The organism is Dyella tabacisoli (genome assembly GCF_003350925.1).
Classification (GTDB): Bacteria; Pseudomonadota; Gammaproteobacteria; order Xanthomonadales; family Rhodanobacteraceae; genus Dyella_C; species Dyella_C tabacisoli.
On record NZ_KZ857175.1, the window covers coordinates 271,938 to 285,328 of the forward strand.

Annotated in this window: 7 protein-coding genes; 5 read left to right on the forward strand and 2 right to left on the reverse strand. The window is 61.5% G+C overall.

The genetic code is table 11. The features are described from left to right. Positions 1 to 159 precede the first annotated feature (159 nt). The 5 genes from DVJ77_RS08105 (at position 160) to DVJ77_RS08125 (ending at position 10,793) form a co-directional block, all read left to right on the forward strand. On the forward strand, positions 160 to 1,824 hold the full coding sequence (locus DVJ77_RS08105) for a Na/Pi cotransporter family protein (RefSeq protein WP_114844979.1): 1,665 nt from the start codon (positions 160 to 162) through the stop codon (positions 1,822 to 1,824). A gap of 331 nt (positions 1,825 to 2,155) precedes the next feature. Then, positions 2,156 to 3,283 carry an efflux RND transporter periplasmic adaptor subunit gene (locus DVJ77_RS08110; protein ID WP_225427898.1) on the forward strand — a complete coding sequence of 376 codons (1,128 nt, stop codon included), beginning with the start codon at positions 2,156 to 2,158 and terminating at the stop codon, positions 3,281 to 3,283. Next, the gene (locus DVJ77_RS08115; protein WP_114844980.1) at positions 3,276 to 6,371 is read left to right on the forward strand and encodes an efflux RND transporter permease subunit; all 3,096 of its coding nucleotides are present in this window, start codon (positions 3,276 to 3,278) and stop codon (positions 6,369 to 6,371) included. Before DVJ77_RS08110 ends, DVJ77_RS08115 begins: the two co-directional genes overlap by 8 nt. Positions 6,372 to 6,373: 2 nt before the next feature. Continuing rightward, complete coding sequence (locus tag DVJ77_RS08120) at positions 6,374 to 7,855, forward strand: efflux transporter outer membrane subunit (RefSeq protein ID WP_114844981.1); 1,482 nt, start codon at positions 6,374 to 6,376, stop codon at positions 7,853 to 7,855. Between the two features lie 202 nt (positions 7,856 to 8,057). Next, on the forward strand, positions 8,058 to 10,793 hold the full coding sequence (locus DVJ77_RS08125; protein ID WP_114844982.1) for an Ig-like domain-containing protein: 2,736 nt from the start codon (positions 8,058 to 8,060) through the stop codon (positions 10,791 to 10,793). Between the two features lie 47 nt (positions 10,794 to 10,840). Here DVJ77_RS08125 and DVJ77_RS08130 read toward each other — a convergent pair whose 3' ends face one another. Both DVJ77_RS08130 and dnaG read right to left on the reverse strand, forming a co-directional pair. Continuing rightward, positions 10,841 to 11,476: a DedA family protein gene (locus DVJ77_RS08130; RefSeq protein WP_114844983.1), complete on the reverse strand. Its 636-nt coding sequence runs from the start codon at positions 11,474 to 11,476 to the stop codon at positions 10,841 to 10,843. A 96-nt stretch (positions 11,477 to 11,572) separates the two neighbouring features. Then, entirely contained in the window at positions 11,573 to 13,309 is a 1,737-nt protein-coding gene (gene dnaG, locus DVJ77_RS08135) for a DNA primase (RefSeq protein ID WP_114844984.1), read from the reverse strand. Positions 13,310 to 13,391 lie beyond the last annotated feature (82 nt).

Below are 13,391 nucleotides of genomic sequence, written 5' to 3' on the forward strand. Positions count from 1 at the left end.
CCATGGGGGAGAGAGTAGGTGAGGGGCTATCCTGCGGTTTTGCTGCATAGGAGCCTGCAACGATCAGCGCTCCCGCAAGCAACCGCTGCTCATTCCAGCTTTCTCCCTTAATAGAGGGGAAGGCTGGAATGCAGAGCCATTATTTATTTGGAGTTGGGTATGAAAGGCACCTTCGCCTTACTCGACATTGCCGGCTACGTCGCCCTGCTGTTGTGGGGTACGCACATGGTCACCAGCGGTGTGCTGCGTGGCTATGGCAGCGCGCTGCGCCGTTGGCTGGGTCGTTATCTCGGCCGGCGGCCGGCTGCGTTTGCCTTCGGTGTCTGCATTACCGCCGTGCTGCAGAGCAGTACCGCCACCGGCTTGATGGCGGCTTCGTTCGCTGCCAGCGGGTTTCTCGGTCTGGCGCCGGGGCTGGCGGTGATGCTGGGCGCGAATGTCGGCACGACCTTGATCGTGCAGGTGATGTCGTTCGACATCGCGGTGATCGCGCCGGTGTTGATCTTGCTTGGCTTTGTGGTGCACCGACGCAGCGACGATGCGCGCTATGAAAATCTTGGCCGGGTGGCGATCGGGCTTGGCTTGATGTTGCTGGCGCTGCACTTGCTGGTGCTGTCACTGGCGCCGGTGGAGAGTGCGCAGGCCTTGCATGCGGTATTGCAGAGCCTGTCCGGCGAGCCGGTGCTGGCGATGCTGGTGGCGGCGCTGCTTGCCTGGGCCTGTCACTCCAGTGTGGCGATGGTGTTGTTGATCGTGTCGCTGGCCAATGCCGGGGTGATTAATGCCCCCGGTGCGCTGGCCTTGGTCTTGGGCGCCAATCTCGGCGCCACGCTACCGGCGCTGTTCGATGCGCATAGCCCGGTTGCCCGTCGCTTGCCGTTGGGCAATCTGCTGGTGCGCTTGACCGGCTGCATCGTGTGTCTGCCTTTCCTGCCGCAGCTCGCCGCTCTGCTGGCGCCGCTGGGCGCGTCGCCGGCACGCATCGTGGTGAACTTCCACACCGCTTTTAACCTGGCGCTGGCGCTGTTGTTCATTCTGCCGGTGGAGCGCTTGGCGCAACTACTGGTGCGTTTGCTGCCGGAGCCGCCGCAGCCGTCCGATCCCGGCGTACCGCAATACCTCGATGAGGCGGCACTGGATACCGCCAATGTGGCGTTGGCCAATGCCGCGCGCGAATCCATGCGCATGGCCGACATGGTCGAGAGCATGTTGAAAGGTTTGGTCGAGGTGTTTGGCAAAGACGATCGTGTGCGGGCGACTGCGATCGGCCGGATGGATTCGTCCACGGACCGCCTCGGTATGGCGATACGCGAATACCTGGCCGAACTCAGCAACGAAGCGCTCAACGAAGAAGACGGCGAGCGCAGTCAGGAGATCCTCGCCTTCGTCATCAATATCGAGCATATCGGCGATATCACGGCGAATAACTTGATGGAGTTCGCCGCGAAAAAAGCCCAGCGCGGACAGGATTTCAGTGCAGAGGACATTCAAGACCTGGCCGCCATGCAGCATCAGGTGATGGAGAGTCTGCGGCTCGGCTTGATGGTGTTTATGCGCGGCGACTTGCGCGCGGCACAGCAATTGATCGCCAACAAAGAGATCTTGTGGCGGATGGAAAACGAAGCCTCCGAGCGGCATATCCGCGCACTGCGCGAACAACGCGACGGCGGCGGTGGCGGCGACGTTTATCTGCGCATTCTGCGTGATCTCAAGCGCATCCACTCACATCTGGCGGCGTTGGCTTATCTGCCGCTGGAGCGTGCCGGCCTATTACAGAATCGATTAGTGCGCGAGAGTACGCCGACGGTAGTTTCTTCTCACTGATCCACTCACTCATAGCCGTTATGCGGCAAGGCCATAGGAGGATCCCTGTCATTGGACAGTTGCCCTAGATCACATTCATTACAGCAAGCTCGATTGAGAGTAAGCCAGACACATTAGCCGCACCGCCGCGCATACCTGCCCGGTCGTGCACGCCAGTGCTGATCTGACCGTGGGCAGAGAACGCATCGTCGCTTATGTCAAAGCGACGCCGATGATCTCTACCTGTATCTAAGTTCTGTGGTCTCTTGATTGCAGTGAGGGTGTTCGCGCCTGCGCGAGGCCCAGAGATCGTTGATGAACATGCGTTTTTATCCCGCTTGGGGGAAGTTTTATGTCGTTTCGTCTGATTGATAGCCTGCCGCGTGTATCCCTCGCCGTGGCGCTTACCTTGCTTATGGCCGCCTGTACAAATACGCCGGGTGGCGCGGCGGATGCACCGGCGGTAGTCGCCGATCATGGTGTGCTGCGGATACCGGAGAAATCGCCGTTGCGTTCGCGCATCAAGGTGGCGCCGGTCGAATGGCGCGAGACACCGCATGTCCTGATAGCGCCGGCTGTCGTTGAAGCCGACCCGGCGCGCACGGTGAATATCCTGGCGCCGCTGACTGGGCGGGTCGTCGAACTGAAGGTGGGGTTGGGTGCGCAAGTTACGCGGGGACAATTGCTCGCGGTGATCGCCTCGGGCGACTTTGCCCAAGCCCAGTCCGATGCAACAAAAGCAGCCGACGTGCTCGGGCTGGCCAAGAAATCGCTGGAGCGGGCACAGGGCGTGAAAGACGCGGGTGGCTCGGCGCAGAAAGATCTGGAGGCCGCGCAAAGCGCCTATGTCCAGGCGCAGGCCGAAGCGACTCGCGCGCAGACTCGGCTTGCCGTGCTGGGGGCATCCACGCACGACAAAGGCGGTTCGCGGCGTATCGAGATCACCGCGCCGCAGTCCGGCACGGTGACCACGCTGGCGACGGCGGCGGGTGCCTACGCCAATGATCCCAATGCCGTGTTGATGACGGTAACCAACCTCGATCATGTGTGGATCACCGCCAATGTCGCCGAGAACGAGGCGGCGCAGATCGCCGCGGGACAGCCGGTCGATGTGACGCTGCCGGCGTGGCCGGAGCGCAGTTTTCACGGCACCGTGCAATTTGTCAGTACCGTGCTCGATCCCGATTCGCGTCGCTTGAAGGCGCGTATTGCGTTGGCCAATGCCGACGGCGCGCTGAAGCCCAACATGTTCGCCACGGCGAATTTCCAGGTACCGCAGCCTAAAGCGGCCTTTGTGCCGCAATCGGCGCTGCTGATGAACAACGACAGCGTCACCGTGTTCGTCGAAGTATCGCCGTGGGCGTTTGCGCGCCGCACGGTCGTGCTCGGCAGCGACGAGGGCGCCAATGCGCGCATCGTCAAAGGCCTGATGGCAGGCGATCGCGTGGTCGTGGCAGGCGGAGTGCTTATCAATGATTAACCGGATCATTGAGTGGTGCTTTCACAAGCGCATGCTGGTGATCGGGATTGCCGTGCTGGTGATGATTTTCGGTTACTACTCCTGGACTCAGTTGGCGATAGAGGCATATCCCGAACTGAGCGACGTCACCGCCCAGGTCACCACGCAGGTGCCGGGCCTGGCCGCGGAGGAGATCGAGCAGCAGATCACCACGCCACTAGAGCGCGGGCTGGCGGGTACGCCGGGGCTGGTATCGATGCGCTCCAGCAGCACCTTTGGACTATCGCTGATTACCCTGGTTTTTCGCGATGGCGCGGAGGACTACTGGTCGCGTCAGCGCGTGATGGAGCGCATCAGCCAGGTGACCTTGCCGCCCGGCATCACGCCGGGACTCGATCCGGTATCCAGTCCGGCGGGCGAGATTTATCGCTACACCCTTGAGTCCGATACCAAGAACTTGATGGAGCTGTCGGAGATTCAGCGCTGGATCGTCATACCGGGGCTGCAGCAGGTGCCGGGCGTGGCCAACGTGGACAACTTCGGTGGCTTCACCAAGCAATTCCAGTTGGAGGTCGACCCGCAACAATTGCTGCGCTACGGCTTGGGCATCAACGATGTGGTGAGCGCGATCAACGCCAACAATGCCAATGCCGGCGGCGGCCGCGTCTCGCGTGGCGATCAGTCGTATGTCATTCGTGGGGTCGGCCTGATCCGCACGCTCAAGGATATGGGCGACATCGTGGTGACCCAGCACGGCGGCAGTCCGGTGCGAGTCAGCGATCTGGGCAAGTTGCAGTATGGGCATCAGGTACGCGAAGGCATTCTCGGCAAGAACAACAACCCGGACACCATCGAAGGCATTGTCGATTTGTTGAAGTACGAGAATCCATCCAAGGTATTGGATGGCATTCACGCCAAGGTCGATGAACTGCACCAGCGGCTTGAGCCGATGGGTGTGCGCATCGTGCCGTATATCGATCGCGATGAACTGGTGCAGGCCACCGTCGGCAAGGTTTCGCATACGGTGATGGAGGGTGTCGGCCTGGTCTGCATCGTGCTGATTCTGTTCTTGGGCAGCCCGCGCAGCGCGATGGTGGCGGCGGTGACGATTCCGTTTGCGCTGGTCGCGGTATTTATCGTCATGCATTTCACCAAGATGCCGGCGAACCTTTTCTCGCTGGGCGCGATCGACTTCGGTGTGATCGTGGATGGTGCGATCGTGGTCACCGAGGCGATTCTGCGCAAGCGCGAGAGTCGTCCCAATGCATTACTGCAACCGGCCGATGTACTCAGCGCCACCGGCCAGGTGGCGCGGCCGATCTTCTTCGCCACGCTAATCATCATTACCGCTTATGCGCCGTTGTTGGCGTTCGAGCGCGCCGAGGGCCGCTTGTTTTCGCCGATGGCGCACACCGTCGGTTACGCCTTGCTGGGCGCGTTGTTGTGCACCATCGCCCTGGTGCCTGGCATGGCTTATATGGCTTTGCGTAAGCCGCGCAAGATTTTCCACAACCGCCCGCTGGAGCGTTTGCAGGCCGGTTATCGCAACACGCTGGAGAAACTGCTGGGGCGTCCGCGCATCGCCTATGGCATTGCCGGTGCCGCCTTGGTTGCGGTACTGGTTTTGGGCATGAGTATCGGCCGTGAATTTCTGCCGGATCTGGACGAAGGTTCGCTGTGGGTGCAAGTGCAGTTGCCCAGTGGCCTGTCGTTGGAGAAAGCCAGCGAGATGGCCAGCGAATATCGCCATGTGGTCAGCGAGTTTCCCGAGGTGTCCTATGTGGTCACCCAGATGGGCCGTAACGACACCGGCAGCGATCCGTGGACGCCTTCGCATATTGAATCGGGCGTTGGCTTGAAGCCTTACGACAGTTGGCCGGCGGGCGAGGACAAGAAGAGTTTCGTGCGTCGCCTCAACGCCCGGCTGCAGCAGATTCCCGGCATCAGCGTCGGCATCAGTCAGCCGATCATCGATGGTGTGAACGATATGGTCGGCGGCGCGCATAGTCCGCTGGTATTGCGTATCTATGGCGATGATTTCGTGGAACTGCGACGCATCGGCGGCGAGATCGTCGATGTGCTGCATGGCATACGCGGTACCGCCGATGCCTCGGTGTTTCAGGAGCCGCCGGTACCGCAGTTGACCATCAAGGTGGATCGCGGTGCCGCCGCGCGCTATGGCATCAATATCGCCGATATCGACAGTGTGATTCAGAACGGTGTGGGTGGCTCGCCGATCACCCAGGCCTATGTCGAAGATCGCGTGTATGGCGTTACCGCCAAGGTCTCGCCACAGGTGGCGGCCAGCCCGGAGGCACTCGGTAAGCTGACGCTCACCGCGCCCTCGGGTGCGAAAGTGCCGCTGGCGATGCTGACCAAGATCACTTTGCAGACCGGCGAAAGCACGATCGCCCATCAAGGCGGCCATCGCCAGTTGACCATCCGCATCGACAATGCCGATCGCGCGTTGTCTGATTATCTGGTCGAGGCGCAGCAAAAGATCGGCTCCAACGTGCATTTCGACAGCAAGAAATACCGGCTGGAATGGGCGGGTCAGTTCGAGAATCAGCAGCGCGCGCAAGCACGGTTGATCTTGGTGATGGGTTTGGTGCTGGCGGTGATGGCGGTGTTGCTGTTCGCCGAGTTCGGCAGTTTGCGGCAGGCGTTTTTGATTCTCGCCGTAGTGCCGCTGGCGACCCTGGGTGGATTGATTTCACTGCATGTGAAAGGCGAGACCTTGAACATCGCCACCGCGGTGGGCTTTATCGCGCTGTTCGGTGTCGCGGTGCAAAACGGCATCATCATGGTCGCCAACTTCAATCGCGTGCGCAAAGACGGACATGACGTGCGCGACGCGGTGCTGTTGGGTGCGACAGAACGTTTTCGCCCGGTATTGATGACCGCGACGGTGGCCAGTGTCGGCATGTTGCCGGCGGCGTTGGCGACCGGTATCGGCACCGATGTGCAGCGCGGCCTGGCTACGGTAGTGGTGGGCGGTCTGGTCATCGCGACCTTGCTCACGTTATTTATCCTGCCCACTTTCTATTACGTGCTCGAACGCTATGTCGAGCGCCGCCAGCGCCATCAGCGGCCGGCGAGGGAGCTTTGAGTATGCGCACTTTCCCCGTGATGACACTGCTGGCTGCAAGTATCGGCCTGCTGATTGCCGGCTGTGCGGTCGGGCCGGACTACCATCGTCCAGCCGCACCGCAGGCCCGCGACTACGAGTCGACCCCAGCACCGGAAGTTACCGCCGCTGCCCATGGGCCTGGCGGTGATGCGCAGCATCTGGTGCGCGATATGGATATTCCCGGCCAGTGGTGGACGCTGTTCCATTCGGAGCCGTTGAATGCGCTGATCGACGACGCGCTCAAACACAACGCCGACGCCGAAGCGGCGCAAGCCGCGCTGCAAGTGGCGTGGGAAAACGCCTACGCCCAACGCGGCGCGTATTTTCCAAGCGTCAATCTCGGCCTCAATCCGACCCGGCAAAAAATTGCCCCCGATCTCGCCAGCCCGGCATCGTCCGGTGCAACGTTCTACAACCTCACCACGGCGCAAGTCAGTGTGAGTTACACGCTCGATCTGTGGGGCGCCAATCGTCGGCAAGTCGAGTCGCTGATTGCACAGGCCGATGCGCAGCGCTTCGAGCTGGAGGCGACTTATCTCACCCTGACGACCAACCTGGTCAATGCGGCCATCACGGAAGCTTCGCTGCGCGCGCAGATCGATGCGACGACACGCATTGTCGAGGCACAAAGCAACATTCTTACCGCGCTACGCCGGCAACAAGCATTGGGCGATGTGTCCGAAGCCGCCGTTGCCGCCCAGGTTGCCGCGCTCGAACAAAGTCGCGCTACTTTGCCGCCGTTGCAGAAGCAACTCTCGCAACAGCGCCACCTGCTCGCCGCGCTCAGTGGGCGCATGCCCAGCGATAAGCTCGATGCTGAGTTTCAACTGGACGCCCTCAAGCTGCCTACGGAGTTGCCGCTCAGCGTGCCCGCACGGCTGATCGAGCAACGCCCGGACGTGCGTGCTGCCGCCGAACAACTGCACGCCGCCAGCGCAGGTATCGGCGTGGCTATCGCGGCCCGCCTGCCCAACCTGCAAATCGCCGCCAGCGGGGGCAGTACCTCCACCAAAGCGAGCAACTTGTTCAGAGACGGCACCAGCTTCTGGAATCTCGGCGCCAGCATCACCGCGCCGCTGTTCGATGGCGGCACGCTGAAACACAAACAACGCGCCGCCGAAGCCAGCTATCGACAAAGCGCCGCGCAGTATCGGGGTACGGTCATCACCGCAGTGCAAAACGTCGCTGACGTATTGCAAGCGGTGCAAGCGGATGCCAACGCGTTGGTTTCCGCTGAAGCTGCCGAGCGTGCCGCCGCCCGCAGTTTCGCTATCGCGCAACGTCAGCAAGCCCTCGGCGATATCAGCACTACGGCGTTGCTCAATGCCGAAGTGACTTGGCGGCAGGCCAGCATCGCCTTGGTGCAGGCACGGGCCAGTCGCTATGCCGACACGGTGGCGTTGTTCCAGGCACTCGGCGGTGGTTGGTGGAATCGGCAGGATGCGGCGACGGTAAAGAAATAGTCATCGTTGAAGGCTTGCCGGCCAACCCTCTCTTCATTGGAGAGGGTTGGCCGGCTGCGTTGGCCGCACAAACTTTCGACTGCGCATGAAACATTTTGTGCGTTCGGTCACCCGCAAGAAGTCGCGCGGTCATGATCCTGTCAGCTGGCACGGCGATGGTGTGCCAGGGGGAATCCTTCGCATTAACTATGGAGGGGTATTCATGTTGCGGAAGACGATACGCGCAAGCCTGGTGCTTGCCAGTATGTTCACTGCGGGAGCAGTGTTTGCCGGCGCGCTGCCGGATCACGAAGAGTTCGAGGCAGCGTTGCATGTGCCGTTTCGGAGCGCGGGGGCGCGTCCGATTACTTTGAATTTCGCCTATCCCGGTGCAACGGTGGGCACGCCGATAGCGTGGGAAGTTGCCTTGTTGCGTCGTGACGGCAGTGTGCTGCGCCAGTGGCAAGGGCATAGCGCGATCAGCAGCGGCAATTCGCAAGCGCAAGTGCTTTGGGATGGCCGCGATGGCAATGGGCAGGCATTGGCGAGCGGCTACTACACCGTGCGCATGCGGGCCATTGCGCTCGATAACGCCACGACGGCGCGCATCGGTACCGGCCTCACGGCGAATGCGTTGCAGCAAGCTAAAACGCATGCGCCTGAGCTGATCGAAGAGCAAAGCTACGATGTGCTGGCCGGTGTGGTCGCCGCGCCGAAGATGCCCGCCTTTGTGGGTTTGCGTCATCACGGTGACGCTGTCTCCACACGGGCCGTGCAGGCGCAGTCGGTCGGTGCCGGTGGTCTGCCGTACACGATTTATTTCGGCAACCTGCATAGCCAGACCAATCACAGCGACGGTGGCGGCAACCTATCCACCTGCGTTGGCGCGCAGTCGCCGCAAAGCGGTGCGTTTGGCCCGGCCGATGCTTATCAGTATGCGGCCAACCAAGGCTTGGATATGTTGATGACATCCGAGCACAACCATATGTACGACGGCTCGACCGGCACCAATACCTCGGCCAATCCGACCACGGCGCACAATCTTTATCAGTCGGGTTTGCAGGCGGCGAGCACGTTCAATGCAGCGCATTCCAACTTCCTGGCTATTTATGGCTTGGAGTGGGGTGTTATCAGCAATGGCGGGCATCTGAATATCTTCAACACGCCAAGCTTGCTTGAGTGGGAATACAACAGCTCCGGTCAATTGATCGGTGACATTTTCACCGCGAAGAGCGACTACGGTTCGCTGTATACGCTGATGAATACGAACGGCTGGATCGGCCAGTTCAATCATCCGTCCAGCAGCGGCCAGTTCAACGTCAACTCCACCGATCTGGGTTACAGCGCCGATGGCGACCAGGTAATGGTGCTGGCCGAAGTGTTGAACAGCTCCGCGTTTTCCAGCAATACCACCCAGACCGAGACCAGCCGCACCAGCTACGAGCCGGCATTCAATATTCTGCTGGCGCGCGGTTATCACGTGGCGCCGAGTTCCGATCAGGACAATCACTGCGCCAACTGGGGTGCCAGTTATACCAACCGCACCGGCGTGCTGATTCCCAATGGCACGGCGCTCAGCATGAGCAGCTTCCTCGATGCATTGCGCGCCCGCCGCGTGTTCGCGACCGAGGATAAAACCGGGCAAGTGGTGTTGACGGCCAATGGCAATCTGATGGGCCAGCGTTTCAATAATTCCGGTGCGCTGACCTTGACCGTCAACTACGCCAGCAGCTCGGGCCGTACCGCACAGCGCGTGCAAGTGTTCGAAGGCGTGCCGGGCAGCAACGGCGCGGTTACCGAAATGTCGAGCACGGCAACCACCACCATCACGCCGGCAATTGGCGATCACTTCTACTACGCCAAGATCACCCAGGATGACGGCAACCTCTTATGGTCCGCACCGGTATGGGTCACCGAGGGTGCGGGCGGTGGCGATACCACGCCGCCGACGGTGAGCGCCGCGGAGAGCGGTAGTGCGGGCACGATTACGCTGTCGGCGAATGCTACTGACAACGTCGGCGTGACCAAGGTCGAGTTCTATGTCGACAACGGTCTCAATGCGACCCTGACGGCATCGCCTTACCAGACGACGCTGGACTCCACCACGCTGAGCAACGGTACCCACACCCTCGTCGCCAAGGCTTATGACGCCGCCGGTAACGTCGGCACCAGTACTACGGTGAACTTCAGCATTGCCAACAGCACGGGTGGCGATACCACTCCGCCGACGGTAAGTGCAGCGGAGAGCGGTAGCAGCGGCACGATTACGCTGTCGGCCAACGCCACCGATAATGTTGGCGTGACCAAGGTCGAGTTTTACGTCGACAACGGCTTGACCGGTACGCTGACCGCAACGCCGTACCAGATGGCCCTGGACTCCACGACCTTGGCCAACGGCACGCACAACCTGATCGCCAAGGCCTACGACGCGGCTGGCAACGTCGGCACCAGCAGCACGGTGAACTTCAGCGTTTCCAATAGCACGAGTGGCGGTGGCACTGAGCTGGTGCAGAACAACAGCTTCGAGAGAGGCACCACGCCCTGGACACAGACCAGCGGCGTGATTACCAACAACAGCAGCGAGGCGGCCCACACCGGCAGTTGGAAGGCATGGTTGAACGGCTACGGCACCACGCATACGGACTACGTGCGCCAGCAGATCACCATTCCCGCCACGGCGACCAAGGCCACGCTGGATTTCTTCTTGCATATCGACACGGCCGAGACCACGACCACCACCGCAAACGACACGCTTAGCGCGCAGGTGCTCGATGCCAGCGGCAAGTACACGACGTTGGCAACCTGGTCGAACCTCAACGCGGCCGCCGGCTACGTCGAGCACACGGTGGACCTGTCCGCGTTCATCGGCCAGACCATTCAGATCAATTTCTACGGCAAGGAAAACTCCACCAAGCAGACCTCGTTCGTGATCGACGATGTCAGCGTAAAGGCTCAGTAAGCGTCACGGCAGGAGGCCGCTTGCGGCCTCCTGTCTATGCCTCAGTGCTATGCCTCAGTACTCGGTGCGTGCCCGGCGGCGACGCGGCGGCGATGCCGCCACCACAGCACCAGCACGGTCAACAGCAAGATGCCGCCGAGTACCCACAAGCTGCTCTGGCCACGGCGTATCCACATCACCAGCCATTCGTGGTTATCGGCGCCGAAGTAGCCGAGATAAACCCAGAACGGCACGCTGATGAGTGCGGCGAAACCGTCGAGCAGAAAAAAGCGCATAAACGTCACGCGATGCGTGGTGCCGGCGGTGATATACACGGCGGTGCGCATGCCGGGCAGGAAGCGGGCGAAAAACATCAGCCGATTGCCGTAGCGCTCGAATTTTTCTTGCACCTTGGCGTAGCGCGCCGGAGTAAGCAGCCGTGCGACCAGCCGCCACTGCAAGATTCGCGCGCCGTAGTGATGGCCGAGCAGAAACATGCCGGCATCGCCGAGCAGCACGCCGACCATGGACACGGCAAACATCACGTGCACATTGGCGTAGCCGAGACCGGCGATGACACCGCCGGCGACCAGGGTGACATCCTCGGGTAACGGTATGCCGGCGCCGCATAGAATCAATGCGATAAAAACCGAGGCGTAGCCGTTCTCGGCGAACAGGGTCACGAGTCGTTCAAGCAGATCCATCTACGTCCATACCTGTCATGCCTATGCCTGGCCGTGGAAATCGTGGGGCATCATCCCACAGACCTGTCTTGTTCTGCTTGCCGCGCCGCAGGAGCATCAATCGGCGGGCGCCGGCTGTACGCGCGCGGCCAGTAGCTCGCGCAGCTCGGCTTTCTCCGCGCTGTCGAGCGTGCCTTCGCGGTGTTTGACGGTGAGCGCTTCACGGCGCAGTACGGTGGCCTGTTGTTCCATGCGTTTGAGGGCGTCGAAAAATTCGATGCTCTGAATTTCCGGCTCGCCCACCACCGTGGCCGCCATCAGTTTTTGCAGTGCGGGATATTCCGGCCGTTCGGCATAGTGCTCGATCAGCATCGCCGGGTTAATACCGGGCCGGGCTCGGGCTTGATCCAGTAGCTCGGCCAGCAAACCTACGCCGGGTTTATCCAGGCTCAGAAAACGGTAAGGGCGCTCCACCTGGTCGGCCAGGCCAGGCTGCGCCAGTAGCAGGGCGATGGCGCTGCGCACCAGGCTGCGTTGCTGTGCCGCTACCGGGCGTTGCACCGCGCGATGAGTGGCCGGGTCGGCGGCTAATATGGCGCGTGCGCCACTGCGTTTTTCCAGCTCTTGCGCCATCAGGTCGCGGAAAGCGCCGTCCGGCAATTTGGCGATGTGCGGGCGGGCGCGTTCGGCGAGTCGGGCGCGACCGTCGAGGCTGCCCATGTCGACCTCGTGCGCGAGCTCGCCAAAGAAATATTCCGATAGCGGCGTGGCTTCCTTCAACCGCTTGTCGAAACCTGCCTTGCCTTCTTTACGGATCAAGCTGTCGGGATCTTCGCCGTCAGGCAGAAACAGGAAATAGGCCTGACGCCCATCGCGCAGGCGCGGCAGCGCCGACTCCAGGGCTTTCCATGCGGCCGCGCGGCCGGCGCGATCGCCGTCGAAGCAGAACACGACATCGGGCGCGGCGCGAAACAGTGCCTCGGTATGCTCGGGGGTGGTTGCCGTGCCCAGGGTGGCCACGGCAATCGGCAGGCCGGCCTGATGCAGTGCAATGACGTCCATATAACCCTCGACCACCACGATCCGCGCCAGGCTCGGATTGGCCTGCTTCACCTGCCACATCGCGAACAGCTCGCGGCCTTTGTGAAATAGCGGTGTCTCGGGCGAGTTGAGGTATTTCGGGGTCTGGTCGGCTTGCAGTACGCGCCCGCCGAAGGCGATCACCCGGCCGCGACGGTCGAGAATCGGAAACATCAGGCGTTCGCGGAAGCGGTCGTACTTACGGCCTTGCTCGCTGCTGGCGACCATGCCCGCTTCGTTGAGCAACTGCATGCGCCGTTCGCTGCCGCCGAGCGACTTGATGACGCCGTCGTAACCGGCCGGTGCCCAGCCGATACGAAAGCGCTTTATCGTTTCCGCATCCAGCCCGCGCTTCTTGCAATAGGCCTGTGCTTCGGTGTTCCCCGGCAGCTCGCTTTCGTACCACTGTGCGGCGGAGTCGAGCAGGGCGTAGAGGTCGGTTTTGTCTTCGCGCGGTGCGGCCTCGTTGCCGCCTTCGCGAGGTACTTTCAAGCCGACCGATTGGGCCAGCTCCTCGACCGCATCGGGAAACTCCAGCCGCTCGTAGTCCATCAGAAACTTGATCGCGCTGCCGTGCGCGCCGCAGCCGAAGCAATGAAAGAACTGCTTGGTCGGGCTGACATAGAACGAGGGTGAGCGCTCGTTGTGAAACGGGCAGCAGGCGGTCCACTCGCGGCCGGCTTTCTTCAACGGCACGCGCCGCTCGATCACATCGACAATGTCGACGCGAACCAGCAGTTCGTCGATGAAGCTATCGGGGATACGGCCGCGCATAAGTACGCCAGTTTAAACGGTAGCAGTGACTAGGGGGTGCCGGGCTTTCGGGTAACCTCGGGGCAAGCTTGGTCAGGGGGTG

Coding starts and splice junctions, on each gene's coding strand:
- DVJ77_RS08105 (WP_114844979.1), top strand. CDS start 160: ATGAAAGGCACCTTCGCCTTACTCGACATTGCCGGCTACGTCGCCCTG.
- DVJ77_RS08110 (WP_225427898.1), top strand. CDS start 2,156: ATGTCGTTTCGTCTGATTGATAGCCTGCCGCGTGTATCCCTCGCCGTG.
- DVJ77_RS08120 (WP_114844981.1), top strand. CDS start 6,374: ATGCGCACTTTCCCCGTGATGACACTGCTGGCTGCAAGTATCGGCCTG.
- DVJ77_RS08130 (WP_114844983.1), bottom strand. CDS start 11,476: ATGGATCTGCTTGAACGACTCGTGACCCTGTTCGCCGAGAACGGCTAC.
- dnaG (WP_114844984.1), bottom strand. CDS start 13,309: ATGCGCGGCCGTATCCCCGATAGCTTCATCGACGAACTGCTGGTTCGC.
- DVJ77_RS08115 (WP_114844980.1), top strand. CDS start 3,276: ATGATTAACCGGATCATTGAGTGGTGCTTTCACAAGCGCATGCTGGTG.
- DVJ77_RS08125 (WP_114844982.1), top strand. CDS start 8,058: ATGTTGCGGAAGACGATACGCGCAAGCCTGGTGCTTGCCAGTATGTTC.